Annotated in this window: 14 protein-coding genes; 13 read left to right on the top strand and 1 reads right to left on the bottom strand. The window is 59.8% G+C overall.

Annotation, left to right across the window (positions count from 1 at the left end; all coding sequences use genetic code 11):
- The first annotated feature begins 127 nt into the window (after nt 1-127).
- Entirely contained in the window at nt 128-1,336 is a 1,209-nt protein-coding gene (locus KQP88_RS16315) for an MFS transporter (RefSeq protein WP_200992437.1), read from the top strand.
- Here KQP88_RS16315 and KQP88_RS16310 read toward each other — a convergent pair whose 3' ends face one another.
- Entirely contained in the window at nt 1,337-2,320 is a 984-nt protein-coding gene (locus KQP88_RS16310; RefSeq protein ID WP_216703616.1) for a DUF1853 family protein, read from the bottom strand.
- A gap of 191 nt (nt 2,321-2,511) precedes the next feature.
- On the opposite strand from KQP88_RS16310, the gene KQP88_RS16305 reads away from it, so the two are divergent.
- The 12 genes from KQP88_RS16305 (at nt 2,512) to KQP88_RS16250 (ending at nt 13,744) form a co-directional block, all read left to right on the top strand.
- Nucleotides 2,512-3,402 (top strand): NAD(+) kinase, encoded by an 891-nt coding sequence (locus tag KQP88_RS16305; protein ID WP_025260972.1) that lies wholly within the window; start codon nt 2,512-2,514, stop codon nt 3,400-3,402.
- Nucleotides 3,402-4,373, top strand: a complete 972-nt coding sequence (locus KQP88_RS16300; protein ID WP_216703615.1) for a metallophosphoesterase — start codon at nt 3,402-3,404, stop codon at nt 4,371-4,373. Before KQP88_RS16305 ends, KQP88_RS16300 begins: the two co-directional genes overlap by 1 nt.
- Nucleotides 4,370-5,242, top strand: coding sequence for a rhomboid family intramembrane serine protease (locus tag KQP88_RS16295; protein WP_216703614.1), 873 nt, complete (start codon nt 4,370-4,372; stop codon nt 5,240-5,242). The genes KQP88_RS16300 and KQP88_RS16295 overlap by 4 nt, the downstream gene beginning before the upstream one ends.
- Nucleotides 5,243-5,271: 29 nt before the next feature.
- A complete protein-coding gene (locus tag KQP88_RS16290; RefSeq protein WP_025260969.1) occupies nt 5,272-5,532 on the top strand; it encodes a YeaC family protein in 261 nt (86 codons plus the stop codon).
- Nucleotides 5,529-6,365 carry a DUF2797 domain-containing protein gene (locus KQP88_RS16285; protein ID WP_216703613.1) on the top strand — a complete coding sequence of 279 codons (837 nt, stop codon included), beginning with the start codon at nt 5,529-5,531 and terminating at the stop codon, nt 6,363-6,365. Before KQP88_RS16290 ends, KQP88_RS16285 begins: the two co-directional genes overlap by 4 nt.
- Before the next feature lie 10 nt (nt 6,366-6,375).
- Nucleotides 6,376-9,036, top strand: a complete 2,661-nt coding sequence (gene pepN / locus KQP88_RS16280; protein WP_216703612.1) for an aminopeptidase N — start codon at nt 6,376-6,378, stop codon at nt 9,034-9,036.
- A 351-nt stretch (nt 9,037-9,387) separates the two neighbouring features.
- Nucleotides 9,388-10,041 carry a YjfI family protein gene (locus tag KQP88_RS16275; protein WP_216703611.1) on the top strand — a complete coding sequence of 218 codons (654 nt, stop codon included), beginning with the start codon at nt 9,388-9,390 and terminating at the stop codon, nt 10,039-10,041.
- Nucleotides 10,042-10,067: 26 nt separating this feature from the next.
- Nucleotides 10,068-10,775: a PspA/IM30 family protein gene (locus KQP88_RS16270; RefSeq protein WP_095066830.1), complete on the top strand. Its 708-nt coding sequence runs from the start codon at nt 10,068-10,070 to the stop codon at nt 10,773-10,775.
- An 86-nt stretch (nt 10,776-10,861) separates the two neighbouring features.
- Nucleotides 10,862-11,887, top strand: coding sequence for an ion channel (locus tag KQP88_RS16265; protein ID WP_216703610.1), 1,026 nt, complete (start codon nt 10,862-10,864; stop codon nt 11,885-11,887).
- Entirely contained in the window at nt 11,884-12,537 is a 654-nt protein-coding gene (locus KQP88_RS16260; protein ID WP_216703609.1) for a YjfK family protein, read from the top strand. The genes KQP88_RS16265 and KQP88_RS16260 overlap by 4 nt, the downstream gene beginning before the upstream one ends.
- 13 nt (nt 12,538-12,550) lie before the next feature.
- Entirely contained in the window at nt 12,551-12,976 is a 426-nt protein-coding gene (locus tag KQP88_RS16255) for a DUF350 domain-containing protein (protein WP_095066833.1), read from the top strand.
- A gap of 27 nt (nt 12,977-13,003) precedes the next feature.
- Nucleotides 13,004-13,744: a DUF1190 domain-containing protein gene (locus KQP88_RS16250; RefSeq protein ID WP_216703608.1), complete on the top strand. Its 741-nt coding sequence runs from the start codon at nt 13,004-13,006 to the stop codon at nt 13,742-13,744.
- Nucleotides 13,745-13,747 lie beyond the last annotated feature (3 nt).

The following is a 13,747-nucleotide window of genomic DNA, read 5'->3' as shown; positions in this document are numbered from 1 at the left end:
GCAAATGTGCAATAAAAAATGGCACGGATGCCCTGAAAAATGGCAAATTGGCGACCCCGTCTCGATATGACACATTTTGTAATATCAGAATGAGGGTATTCCAAAACCATTTTTACGGATGAAATGTATGGCGATCAGCGCTCAGCCCGGCACTCCCGCGGCTTCGACGACTCCGCAGAGCAGCCCACTGGTGATGCGCATTATCGGCGCGGTTGCCCTGGCGCATTTGATCAACGACTTGATCCAGGCCATCCTGCCGTCGATCTACCCGATGCTCAAGGCCAGCTATGACTTGAGCTTCACCCAGATCGGGCTCATTACCCTGACCTTCCAGATCACGGCCTCGCTGCTGCAACCCTGGGTCGGCTATTACACCGACCGGCATCCCAACCCGCTGGTCCTGCCACTGGGTTCGATCTGTACCCTGATCGGTATTGTGATGATGTCGATGGTGGGCAGTTTTCCGCTGATCCTGTTGGCCTCGGCGCTTATCGGCATCGGTTCATCGACCTTTCACCCTGAAGCTTCGCGTATTGCACGGCTGGCTTCCGGTGGGCGTTTCGGGCTGGCGCAATCGACCTTCCAGGTCGGCGGCAATACCGGTTCGGCGTTCGGCCCGTTGCTGGCGGCTGCGATCATCATTCCGTTCGGTCAGGGCAATGTGGCCTGGATCGGCCTGTTTGCCCTGTTTTCCCTTGGCTTGCTGTACGCCATCAGTCGCTGGTATCGGGCGCACCTGAACCTGTTCAAGCTGAAGGCCGGACAGGCGGCGACACACGGCCTGTCGAGACAGCGGGTGATTCTGTCCCTGGGCATCCTGGCGTTTCTGGTGTTTTCCAAGTTCTTCTACATGACCAGCCTCACCAGTTACTTCACCTTCTACCTGATCGAGAAGTTTGACCTGTCGGTGGCCAGTTCGCAGCTGCATCTGTTCCTGTTCCTGGGGGCAGTGGCGGCGGGTACGTTCTTTGGCGGCCCGATCGGCGACCGGATCGGCCGCAAGAAAGTGATCTGGTTTTCGATTCTGGGCGCGGCACCTTTCACCCTGGCGCTGCCTTATGCCGATCTGTTCTGGACCAGCGTGCTGAGCGTCATCATCGGCTTTATCCTGGCGTCTGCGTTTTCCGCCATCGTTGTGTATGCGCAGGAACTGGTGCCGGGCAATGTGGGCATGATCGCCGGTATCTTCTTTGGCCTGATGTTCGGCTTTGGCGGGATCGGCGCGGCGTTGCTGGGTTATCTGGCTGACAGCCACGGCATTCTGTACGTCTACAACCTGTGTTCGTACCTGCCGTTGCTCGGCATCCTGACCATCTTCCTGCCCAAGACCAAGTGATCAGACCGGCGGTGTCGAAACGGCCAATGAACTGAGGGTGTTACTGGTGTCGGCCAGATTGGGCCACATGTCCGATACCAGAAACAGCCGCTCGGTTTCCTCCCATTCGCCCAGCGGGTTCTGATTCAGGCGCACCAGCAGTTGCGCTGGCGCCAGCGGGTCGAGTCGGGTCAGCCAGTCCTGCAACTGCTCATGGCTCCAGGCCTCTGTGTAATGGGCCGGTGCCAGCCAGGCGTGACGCGGCAAAGGTTGCCATCGACCTGCCGGGCTTTGCGCGATGAATTCTTCCCAGTCCCGCTGATGCAGCCAGCGCCCCTTGAGGTGCTGGCTGTGGGCGCCTGCGGGTGATCGGGCCTGACCCGGCCAGGGATAGAGCAGATAGCCACCCAGCCACAGTTCGGCGGTAAAGGACTCGATCCCCAGCGTCGACAGGGTTGCCCGGCTTTCCGGACGTGCGGACATCGGCAGTTGATGCTGGCTCAGGTGGGTGAGCTTGCGGTCCAGTCGGTCATGGCACCCGGGGCCGAGCCATTGCGCCGCGTCACTGCCGTCGCCGTCCTGCGGTCCGAGGTAGAGTTTGATGGCCAGTTCTACGTGATGCACGCCATCGCGGTCGCGCAGCAGCATGTCCAGCTCGCCAAGGGTATGGCCTTCCTGGCGTATGGGCAGGTTGGCGGCAATGATCTCGACCCCCGGCGCATGATGCACCGCGAACTGCCAGAGTCGTTCGTAATAAAGCCCCAGCCTGCGCGTCGCGCTGAGCGACAGCCAGTGTTCCAGCGGGGAACTGTCCCTATCCAGTTGATACAGGAAGTCTGCCAGTTGATCGGGATGCTGCACCCATTCGCTGCCGGTCAATGGATGACGTTGCGGCCATGGCGCTTCTGCGAGCATGGGCGGCGCGAGGATGACCCAGGCCAGGTCGCGCACCTCAGGGTGGCGCAACTGGCGGGGGAGGTCGATCAGGTCGGGAAATAGAGTCATGTACCGAGGATAGCCTGAGACGGGAGGCGGGGGGAAAGCGGTTGTGGCTTCAGGGACCCGTCGCCAGCAAGCTGCCTCCCACAAAGTGACAAGCCCCAGCAGGGTTTCAAAGCACACAGATTGCCGCTCACCGGCCCTTTCGCCCATAATCCCTTTCTTTGAAGCCGTATCGAACCCGCAGCAGGAGCCCCATGGAGCAATTTCGCAATATCGGCATCATCGGTCGTCTGGGCAGTGTTCAGGTGCTCGATACCGTTCGCCGACTCAAGAGATTCCTGTTGGACCGGCATCTGCACGTCATTCTGGAAGACACCATCGCTGAAGTGCTGCCCGGCCACGGTCTGCAGACCTCGTCGCGCAAGATGCTCGGTGAAGTCTGCGACATGGTGATTGTGGTAGGCGGTGACGGCAGCCTGCTGGGCGCGGCGCGGGCGCTGGCCAAGCACAATGTTCCGGTACTGGGCATCAACCGTGGCAGCCTGGGCTTTCTCACCGATATCCGTCCTGACGAACTGGAAGTCAAAGTCGCTGAAGTGCTGGAAGGCCACTATCTGGTGGAGAACCGCTTCCTGCTTCAGGCCGAAGTCCGCCGCCATGGCGAAGCCATCGGTCAGGGCGATGCGCTCAACGATGTGGTGCTGCACCCGGGCAAGTCCACGCGGATGATCGAGTTCGAGATCTATATCGATGGCCAGTTCGTCTGCAGCCAGAAGGCCGACGGCCTGATCGTTGCCACGCCCACCGGTTCGACCGCCTACGCGCTGTCGGCAGGCGGGCCGATCATGCACCCTAAGCTCGACGCCATTGTCATTGTGCCCATGTACCCGCATACGCTGTCCGGTCGCCCGATCGTGGTGGACGGCAACAGCGAGCTGAAAATCGTGGTGTCCAAGGACATGACCATCTATCCCCAGGTGTCCTGTGATGGCCAGAACCATTTCACCTGCGCACCGGGCGATACCATTACCGTCAGCAAGAAATCCCAGAAACTGCGCCTGATTCATCCGCTGGATCACAACTATTACGAAGTCTGCCGCACCAAGCTCGGCTGGGGCAGCAGACTCGGCGCCGGAGGAGACTGATGCTCGATCCTGCGCGTGGCTACGATCTGATCGGTGACGTGCACGGTTGTGCTCATACCCTTGAGCACTTGCTGGAGTTGCTCGGTTACCGTTTTCAGGCGGGCGTCTGGCGTCACCCTGAACGCAGGGTGATTTTCCTGGGGGATATCATCGATCGCGGCCCGCGGATTCGCGAGGCGCTGCACATCGTGCGCGATATGGTCGTGGCGGGTCAGGCCTATTGCATCATGGGCAATCATGAATTCAACGCGCTGGGCTGGGTGACTCCGGCCTTGCCCGAAGGCAGCCAGCGTTTCGTGCGCGAGCACACGCCGCGGCATGCGCGACTGATCGGTGAAACGCTGGCGCAGTTCGAACAGTATCCGGCGGAGTGGAACGAGTTTGTCCAGTGGTTCTACGAACTGCCTTTGTTCATCGATGCAGGCCGCTTCAGGGTGGTTCATGCCTGCTGGGACCCCAGCCTGATCGAGCCGCTGCGTGGCCTGCATGGCAATGGCTGCATAGACAAGCATTTCGTCCAGGCTTCGGCGGTGCCCGGCAGTTTTGCCAGTGGCGTTTTCAACCGCTTGCTGCGCGGCACCGACATGCGTTTGCCCCATGGCCTGACCCTGACCGGTGGCGATGGCCTGTCTCGTGCCTTCTTCCGCACCAAGTTCTGGGAAGACGATCCCCAGACCTATGGCGATGTGGTCTTCCAGCCCGACGCCTTGCCTGAAGGCGTGGCCAAGACGCCGCTGTCCACTTCGGAAAAGAACGCCCTGTTGCGCTATGGCATCGACGAGCCATTGTTGTTCGTTGGCCATTACTGGCGTAGCGGCATACCGGCGCCGATTCGTCCGAACCTGGCCTGCCTGGATTACAGCGCCGTGCTCTACGGCAAGCTGGTCGCGTATCGGCTGGATCAGGAAACACAGATCGATCCGGGTAAATTCGTCTGGGTCGATGTGCAGCGTCCCGAGGTTTCCCAATGAGTCCGGTTGCCGTTCTGCGATTGCCCCTGAGTACCGACCTGACGGGATTCCTCAGCCTTTTGCAGCGCCTGGGCGTGCCGCATCGGGTCAGCGAGGAAGCGGGTGAGCAGGTGCTCTGGGTGCCTGAACTGGGGCAACTGCCCGAAGAGGTGCGTAACTTGTACGCACGCTTTCCCGAGGGTGACGATTCCTACGAGTTGCCGCCCGGAGCCGCCGTGACTGAAGTGAAGCGCCCCAGCTTCGCTCAGCAGTTGCGCAACAGTCCGATGACCGCCCTGGTCCTGCTGGCCACCCTGATTGTTGCCGGGCTCACCCTGTTGGGGGATGACCTCGATACCGTGCGCTGGCTGACGTTTCTGGACTTTCAGGTCCAGGGCGAATACGCGATGTTCACGCCTCTTGCCGACAGTCTGGCAGCAGGGCAGTGGTGGCGGATCTTTACCCCGATGCTGATCCACTTCGGCATTCTGCATCTATCCATGAACGGCCTGTGGTACTGGGAACTGGGGCGGCGCATCGAACTGCGCCAGGGGCGCTGGCACTTGCTGGGCCTGACGCTGCTGTTCGCCGGGGTTTCCAACTCTGTTCAATATGCTTTCGGTGGCCCGAGCCTGTTTGGCGGGTTGTCGGGGGTTCTTTACGGTTTGCTGGGCCATTGCTGGATTTTCCAGTGGCTGGCGCCCAACCCGATCTATCGCATGCCCCGTGGCGTGCTGATCATGATGCTGGTCTGGCTGGTGCTCTGCCTGTCCGGGCTGGTGAGCCTGCTGGGTTTTGGCGATATCGCCAACGGTGCCCACGTCGGCGGCCTCGTCATTGGTTGTCTTACAGGTCTTGTGGGTGGTGCGATTGCCCGCCGCAGGATTTAGAATTGCCCCCCTATCTTCTGGAGTACGGCATGTCCTCTTTTGTTGAAATGATTGAAAACATCACCCCGGACATCTACGAGAGCCTGAAGCTGGCCGTGGAAATCGGCAAGTGGTCCGATGGCCGCAAGCTCACTCAGGAGCAGCGCGAGTTGTCCTTGCAGGCGTTGATCGCCTGGGAAGCGCAGAACCTGCCGGAAGACCAGCGCATCGGCTACATGGGCCCGCAGGAATGTGCGTCCAAGTCCGAGCCTGTGGCCAATATCCTGTTCAAGTCGGATGCCATCCATTGATCGAGATTGGTCGCGGAGCAGTCAACAAAATGTCGGCGCGTCAGGATGATGCGTCGTTCGTGCAATATGCGTTTCGGCTGGGCGATGAGGAAATCCCCGTCAACCCGCTGATCGGCAAGACGGTGCGCCTGGAATACCTGGGTGCCATCCATTGCAGCCATTGCGGTCGCAAGACCAAATCCAGCTACAGCCAGGGTTATTGCTACCCGTGCATGCTCAAGCTGGCCCAGTGCGACGTGTGCATCATGAGCCCGGAAAAGTGCCATCACGAGCACGGCACCTGCCGGGACCCGTCCTGGGGCGAGCAGTTCTGCATGACCGACCATATCGTCTATCTCGCCAATTCATCGGGCGTGAAAGTCGGTATCACCCGGGCCACCCAGTTGCCGACCCGCTGGCTGGATCAGGGGGCGAGTCAGGCTCTGCCGATCCTGCGTGTGGCGACCCGGCAGCAGTCCGGTTTCGTCGAAGACCTGCTGCGCAGTCAGGTGGCGGATCGTACCAACTGGCGTGCCTTGCTCAAGGGCGATGCCCAGCCTGTGGATCTCAAGGCCATTCGCGAGGAACTGTTCGACAGTTGTGCTGCCGGATTACAGGAGTTGCAAGGCCGATTCGGCCTGCAGGCCATCCAGTTGCTGCATGACGCCGAACCTGTGGAGTTTCGGTATCCGGTCGAGGCGTATCCGACCAAGATCGTCAGCTTCAACCTGGACAAGAACCCGATTGCCGAGGGCACGCTGCTGGGGATCAAGGGCCAATACCTGATTTTCGATACCGGCGTGATCAATATTCGCAAGTACACGGCTTATCAACTGGCCGTGCATCAGTCATAAGGACTCCAGTATGCGTACTGAACAACCGAAAATGATTTACCTGAAAGACTATCAGGCGCCTGAGTACCTCATTGACGAAACGCATCTGACCTTCGAGTTGTTCGATGACCATTCCCTGGTGCACGCACAACTGGTCATGCGCCGTAATCCTGAACGCGGCGCGGGCTTGCCACCGCTGGTGCTGGACGGTCAGCTTCTGGAGCTTGTGTCGCTGCAACTGGACGATGTCGAGCTGAGTCCTGCCGATTACGAGCTGACGCCCGACCATCTGACGCTGCACCCCAAGGGCGAGCGCTTCACGGTCGACAGCACCGTGCGTATCCACCCGGAAACCAATACCGCCCTGGAAGGCCTGTACAAATCCAGCGGCATGTTCTGCACTCAGTGCGAGGCCGAAGGTTTCCGCAAGATCACCTATTACCTCGACCGCCCGGACGTGATGAGCAAGTTCACCACGACCCTGAGCGCCGACAAGCATGATTTCCCGGTGCTGCTGTCCAACGGCAACCCGATTGCCAGCGGCCAGGAAGACGATGGCCGCCACTGGGCGACCTGGGAAGACCCGTTCATGAAACCGGCGTACCTGTTTGCGCTGGTGGCCGGTGACCTGTGGTGTGTCGAAGACACCTTCACCACCATGAGCGAACGTGTCGTGACCCTGCGCATCTATGTCGAGCCGGAAAACATCGACAAGTGCCAGCACGCCATGGACAGCCTCAAGAAGTCAATGCGCTGGGACGAAGAAACCTACGGTCGCGAATACGATCTGGACATCTTCATGATCGTGGCCGTGAACGACTTCAACATGGGCGCCATGGAGAACAAGGGCCTCAATATCTTCAACTCCAGCGCCGTGCTGGCCCGTGCCGAAACCGCCACCGATGCCGCTCACCAGCGGGTCGAGGCGATTGTGGCTCACGAATACTTCCACAACTGGTCGGGCAACCGCGTGACCTGCCGCGACTGGTTCCAGCTGTCGCTCAAGGAAGGCTTCACGGTCTTCCGTGACTCCGGTTTCTCGGCGGACATGAACTCGGCCACGGTCAAGCGCATCCAGGATGTCGCTTACCTGCGCACTCACCAGTTCGCCGAAGATGCCGGCCCCATGGCCCATGCCGTGCGCCCGGACAGCTTTATCGAGATTTCCAACTTCTACACCCTGACCGTCTACGAAAAGGGCTCCGAAGTCGTGGGCATGATCCACACCTTGTTGGGCGCCGAAGGCTTCCGCAAGGGCAGCGACCTGTACTTCGAGCGTCACGACGGCCAGGCCGTGACCTGTGACGATTTCATCAAGGCCATGGAAGACGCCAATGGCGTTGACCTGACCCAGTTCAAACGCTGGTACAGCCAGGCCGGTACACCTCGTCTGGCGGTCAGCGAGTCCTACGACAGTGCGGCGCGCACCTACAGCCTGACTTTCCGTCAGAGCTGCCCGCAGACGCCGGACAAACAGGAAAAACTGCCGTTCGTGATTCCGGTCGCGCTGGGTCTGCTGGACAAGCAGGGTGGCGAGATTGCCTTGCGCCTGTCCGGCGAAGCCGCCGCCAGCGGGACGTCTCGCGTGCTGTCGGTGACCGAAGCCGAGCAGACCTTCACCTTTGTCGATATCGCTGAAAAGCCGCTGCCGTCCCTGCTGCGTGGTTTCTCGGCACCGGTCAAGCTCAGCTTCCCTTACGACCGCGACCAGTTGATGTTCCTGATGCAGCACGACAGCGATGGCTTCAATCGCTGGGAGGCTGGTCAGCAACTGTCGGTGCAAGTGCTTCAGGAGCTGATCGCTCAGCATCAGCAAGGTCAGCCACTGGTCATGGATCAGCGTCTGGTGACGGCATTGGGTACCGTACTGGCGGATGAGCAGCTGGATCAGGCCATGGTCGCCGAGATGCTGTCGCTGCCGGGCGAGGCGTACCTCACTGAAATCAGCGAAGTGGCGGATGTCGATGCCATTCATGGGGCCCGCGAGTTTGCGCGTCAGCAGATTGCCGACAGCCTGTTCGATGCGCTGTGGGCCCGTTATCAGGCCAATCGCAGCCTGTCGAAAACCACGCCTTACATCGCCGAAGCCGAGCATTTCGCCCGTCGCAGCCTGCAGAACATTGCGCTGTCGTACCTGATGCTCAGCGCCAGGCCGCAGGTGCTGGAGGCCGCCATCGAGCAGTTCGATGCCGCCGACAACATGACCGAACGTCTCACAGCGCTGGCGGTGCTGGTCAATTCGCCATTTACCGAAGAGCGCGCCAAGGCTCTGGCCGTGTTTGCCGAAAACTTCAAAGGCAATCCGCTGGTCATGGACCAGTGGTTCAGCGTCCAGGCGGGCAGCACCCAACCGGGTGGTCTGCAACGGGTCAAGGAGCTGATGCAGCATCCGGCGTTCAACATCAAGAACCCGAACAAGGTTCGAGCCCTGATCGGTGCCTTCGCCGGCCAGAACCTGATCAACTTCCATGCGGCGGATGGCTCCGGCTATCGCTTCCTGGCGGATCTGGTGATCGAGCTCAATGGCTTCAACCCGCAGATCGCTTCTCGCCAACTGGCACCGTTGACCCGCTGGCGCAAGTACGACAGCGCCCGTCAGGCGTTGATGAAGGCCGAGCTTGAGCGCATTCGCAGCTCTGGCGAGCTGTCGTCGGACGTGTTCGAAGTGGTGAGCAAAAGCCTGGCGGTTTAAGGCTTGATGCGGCATTGAGTAGGCTTTGGAAAAGGTGCTGTTCGCGGTTGCGGGCAGCACCTTTTTTGCGTCTGGAATCGCCTGGTTTCTGATTCGGAAAAATATCACATGTGAGGCGTATCTATCCGTCAGGGCATCTGCTAAGTTGCGGACCTGATCCAAGGCGAAATGACAGGGTAATGCTGATCAGTTGGTGGCCAGGTTGCAATCCGTGGGAGGGGCCTTGGCCGCGACAGCCAGCTTTCAGGCGCTGAAAATGTATTGCCTGCAAGCAAGTCGTCGCGGCCAAGGCCCCTCCCACAAGTGACATATGCCTTGACTGATCGGCATTAACATCACAGGGGAACGCCAGTGCCTCGTAAAACCAAAGGCGACAGTTCGGTACTCCCGGCCAAGGTGTCAAAGAGTTCTACCGATTACATGCGTGAAATGCGTCTGCGACTCAAGGAAGCGGGTCTGGTCAAGCGTGAGTTCTGGATCCGCCCTGAAAACGTCGATGCATTGCGCGGCATCGAAAAAGCGCTAAGGCAGCCCTTTCTGGGCGAGAGAATCAAATTGGAGGATTTCATGACCGAGAACACCCACTGGACCATCAGCTCCCTGCAGAAGTCTCTGGCCGAGCTGGACCTGGTCACTCAAGGTGAAATTGAGCTGGCCGTGACCGAAGGTGCCGAGGCCGGCATCCGGTTGACCATGAAAGGCTATGGCGACCTGCCGATCTACATTGCGGTGGCGGGCGACCAGATCCTGGCCGATGCCACGCTGATCGAAGTGAGCAACATCAAGGATGTGGCCGCTTTCAACAATGTCGTCCTGCGCAGCCGTGACCTGTTTCCCCTGTCGTCGGTGGGTATCGAAACCCTGGCTGACGACCAGGAAGTCTATTGCCTGTTTGGCGCACTGAGCGCCGCATCGTCCCTAACGGTGATTGTTCAGGAAATCTTTACCCTCGCGGACAACGTGATCCGTGCGGCCGAAGCTTTCGACGACCATTTCATCCGCTGAATAGTCCTGTCAGGAGGAAAGAATTCATGACCACAAGTATCTGGAAAAAACTGGTGACTGCCGTTCGTGGCGGTGCTTCCGAAGTCGGCGAGTCGATTGTCGATGCCAATGCCATCCGCATTCTGGACCAGGAAATCCGCGACGCCGACAGCGCACTGGTCAAGGCTCGCGACGGCCTGATCACCATCAAGGCCAAGCACAAGCTGTCCGCTCAGCGTCTTGAAGAGCACGCCACCAGCATTGCCAACTGGGAAAACCGTGCCCTGCAGGCACTGAACAAGGGTGAAGAATCCCTGGCCGTCGAGTGCGCGGCAAAGGTCGCAGAGATCGAAGCCCTGCGCGATCAGGAGCAGGAGCTGGCCGATCAGTTCAACAAGCAGGTCAATCTGTTGCAGGATCAGGTGCTCAAGGCCGAATCCCGCATCAAGGGCCTCAAGCAGCAGGTCGAAATGGCCAAGGCTCGTGAAACCGTGCAAAAGGCGCGGGTTGCCACGGCCTCGGCGACCGGTGGTGCCAGCGGCTCGGTAGAAAATGCGGTGAGTTCTCTGGCGCGTCTGAAGCAGCGTCAGGATGAACAGGACGCCAAGCTGGAAGCGGCTGAAGAAATGGCCAGCCAGTCCAGCGGCAGCGACCTTGAGCGTCGCCTGCAGGACGCTGGCATCGGCGCCAAGAATGGCGGTGCCGAAGATGTGCTGGCGCGCCTGAAGGCCCGTAACCAGACACCCGCCCAGTAAGCTGTCTGGAAGGGATGGCTGCAAAGGCCATCCCGTGCGTGGGCGGGGCTGTACGGAAGTGAACGCTGACTCAAGGATTTGAACGGATGACCCTGTTTCTGTTGCTTCGGCGTCACGCCTCGGTATTCTTCGACCGGTTCGGCTGGGCCGGGATCGGTATATTGCTGGCCGTGCATTATTCCGTTTCATGGGTGTTGCTGACCCTGGCCGGCGAGGATCATCTGCTCCAGGGCGTCGATTTCACCTATTTCTACCTGACCACCGCGACCACGGTCGGCTATGGCGATCTGTCGCCCAAATCCGGCTGGGGCAAGGTCATCACCACCACCTGGATCATGCTGGGCGGTATCGCCTTGCTGACCGCCGTGATCGGCAAGGCATCGACTTCGGTCGGCGATATCTGGAGAAGAAACATGAAGGGACAGGGCGATTGCTCTGCACTCAAGGGCCATACGGTTCTGGTGGGTTGGGATGGCGAGTCCAGTGAACGCATCGTCGAACTGCTCGATCAGGACGTCTCGACCAGCCGTGGGGGGCTTGTGATCTGCGACTCGATCATTGCGGAAAACCCCATGCCGGGCCGGGCATCCTTTATCAAGGGCGATTCCCTGGATTCGCCTGCGCTGTTGATCCGTGCCGGTGTCATCGGTGCCCAGCGGATTCTGGTGCATACCCAGTCCGACAGTCTGACCCTGGCCATTGTGCTGACGCTCAAGAGCCTTGGGCCATCGGGCCATGTCGTGGCTCACTTCAATAATTCCGAGCGGGCGGCGCTGGCCAGAACCTACGCCCCCGAACTGGAATGCACGTCAGACATGGCTATCGAAATGCTGGTCCGTTCCTCTCAGGACCCGGGCTCCAGCAGCGTGATCAACGAGTTGCTGTGCATCGGCCAGGGCGCCACGCAATTCCGCCATGTGCTGCCTGCCGATTTCACGTCCTCCTGCGGCGAGCTCTATGTGCGCCTGCGCCAGGAATTCAATGCCACGCTGATCGGCTATCGCTCATCTGCCAGCGGGCAGTTCGAGATCAATCCTGCCAATGATGTGTCTATTCGCGGCGGGGAAATTTTCTACATCGCTTCCAGCCGATTGCAGGGAGATGCGCTATGAGTTGGTTCAAACGTGCCATGGGACTGGAGGCGCCCAAGTCGTCCGGTAACGCCAGCGGCCCGACCAGTCCTTTTGGCCTGGCTTCGGGGCGCATGCTGTGCCTGGATTCGTCGCTGAAAATGCTGCTCGACGGTCATTCCGAAGTGGTCCTGCCGGGCGACGAAAAGGTCTGGGCCGTGGGCCGTATCGATCTTGGCCAGTCGATGTCCATCCATCGTTTCTATCTGGATAACGAGGATTATTTTCTGCAGGTGGTCAGCAACGGCCCCAATCCTGAAGATATTCAAGACATCATTCTGTTCGGCTATTACAGTGCCTCGCCCATTGCCAGCAAGGACGAGTTACTGCGCCTGACCGGCCCGTCCTCTAAGATCGGCCTGCCGACCTATGAGCACGATGGCGAAGTGTTCGAGCGCCAGTGGGGGACCGAAACCGGTCAGACCGAGCTGACGCCCATGGACGAAGAGGTGAGCAGCCCTGACGGCGGCTATCGCATCCGGCACCTGAGCATGCTGTACGCCCGGGAAACGGGCTTGATCAATCGTCGGGAATTTCTGCTGTTTTCGGTAGAAGAAGACGAAGAGGGTGCCATCACCCTGACAACGGCGGTTGGCGTAACGCTGCAATCCACTGATATCAACGTTCTATGACAAGGAAATCCCCATGATCGACGCGCTGCGTATGTCGCTCAACGCCACTGCCGTGTTTGGTTTCATCATGTACATCCTGGTGGCGGCGATTCTGTTCGCCCTGTTCCAGTTCATCTACAGCAGGGTCACGCCTCACAAGGAATTTGCCCTGATCCGCGAGAACAACAGCGCGGCAGCCTTGGCACTGGGCGGCTCGCTGATCGGTTTTGCGCTGCCGGCCAGCAACATCATCACGTACAGCGTCGGCATTCTGGACGTGATCGTCTGGGTGGTGATTGCCGCTGTGGTGCAACTGCTGGCGTTCGGGGTCACCAGTCTGGTGCTCAAGGGCCTTTCGGCGCGCATTGTCAGAGGCGAGACGGCAGCGGCCATCTACTCCGCCAGTGTTGCCATTAGCGTCGGTCTGCTCAACGCGGCCTGCATGACCCCTTCGGTCTGACAGCGGCGACGGTCAAGGAGACTTACGATGAGACGCAGTCCAGCAAAACTTGTGCTTGCCAGCACGCTTCCCCTCGCTCTTTCCGGATGTGGGGCACCGGAAGATACCTCGAATTTCACTGCCCAGGCCAACTTCAAGTCCGTTCAGGAGTGTGTCGAGTCCAAAGTGCCCGTCGATGTGTGCTCGGATGCCTATATGCAGGCCTTGTCCGATCATCGGCGCATTGCACCCACTTACGATGACAAGGCTTCCTGCGATGCCGACTTCGTGCCGGATTACTGTCAGGTCACCTCCGACGGCAAGTACATGCCGAAAATGGGCGGCTTCGAGCTGGGTTTCTCCGGCAATGTTCCCAAGGACGCCCTGGACAGAGCCAATCAGGAAGTTGCCCAGTCAGCGCCTGCCGGCATGAGCGGCACCAGTGGCCTGTTGACCGGGTTGCTGATCGGTAACCTGCTCAGCAACGGGTTTGGTAACCAGCGCTACTACTCGCAGCCCGTATATCAGACCCGCGATGATCGTGGCGGGTATTACACCTCTTCCTTGCCCGGCCAGATAGACCGGGGCAAAACCTTCAGTCGGTCCACCCAGGCCAGATCCAGCCCGGACAATAGCTACAGCAAGAACACGCTGGGACGCAGCCTTGGCAGTTCCGGCTCCGGTTCGTCGGTGTCTTCGACGATTTCGCGTGGCGGCTTCGGCAGTCAGGCTTCGGCGCGCAGTGGCTGGGGCGGGAAGAGCAGCGGCGGCAGCAGTTTCGGCGGTTGAGGA

The organism is Pseudomonas lijiangensis (assembly GCF_018968705.1).
Classification (GTDB): Bacteria; Pseudomonadota; Gammaproteobacteria; order Pseudomonadales; family Pseudomonadaceae; genus Aquipseudomonas; species Aquipseudomonas lijiangensis.
This window is presented reverse-complemented; position numbering and strand designations above follow the sequence as displayed.

Excerpts from the sequence above, each read along its gene's own strand:
- KQP88_RS16315 (WP_200992437.1), top strand. The coding sequence starts at position 128 with ATGGCGATCAGCGCTCAGCCCGGCACTCCCGCGGCTTCGACGACTCCG.
- KQP88_RS16310 (WP_216703616.1), bottom strand. The coding sequence starts at position 2,320 with ATGACTCTATTTCCCGACCTGATCGACCTCCCCCGCCAGTTGCGCCAC.
- KQP88_RS16305 (WP_025260972.1), top strand. The coding sequence starts at position 2,512 with ATGGAGCAATTTCGCAATATCGGCATCATCGGTCGTCTGGGCAGTGTT.
- KQP88_RS16300 (WP_216703615.1), top strand. The coding sequence starts at position 3,402 with ATGCTCGATCCTGCGCGTGGCTACGATCTGATCGGTGACGTGCACGGT.
- KQP88_RS16295 (WP_216703614.1), top strand. The coding sequence starts at position 4,370 with ATGAGTCCGGTTGCCGTTCTGCGATTGCCCCTGAGTACCGACCTGACG.
- KQP88_RS16290 (WP_025260969.1), top strand. The coding sequence starts at position 5,272 with ATGTCCTCTTTTGTTGAAATGATTGAAAACATCACCCCGGACATCTAC.
- pepN (WP_216703612.1), top strand. The coding sequence starts at position 6,376 with ATGCGTACTGAACAACCGAAAATGATTTACCTGAAAGACTATCAGGCG.
- KQP88_RS16270 (WP_095066830.1), top strand. The coding sequence starts at position 10,068 with ATGACCACAAGTATCTGGAAAAAACTGGTGACTGCCGTTCGTGGCGGT.
- KQP88_RS16265 (WP_216703610.1), top strand. The coding sequence starts at position 10,862 with ATGACCCTGTTTCTGTTGCTTCGGCGTCACGCCTCGGTATTCTTCGAC.
- KQP88_RS16260 (WP_216703609.1), top strand. The coding sequence starts at position 11,884 with ATGAGTTGGTTCAAACGTGCCATGGGACTGGAGGCGCCCAAGTCGTCC.
- KQP88_RS16255 (WP_095066833.1), top strand. The coding sequence starts at position 12,551 with ATGATCGACGCGCTGCGTATGTCGCTCAACGCCACTGCCGTGTTTGGT.
- KQP88_RS16250 (WP_216703608.1), top strand. The coding sequence starts at position 13,004 with ATGAGACGCAGTCCAGCAAAACTTGTGCTTGCCAGCACGCTTCCCCTC.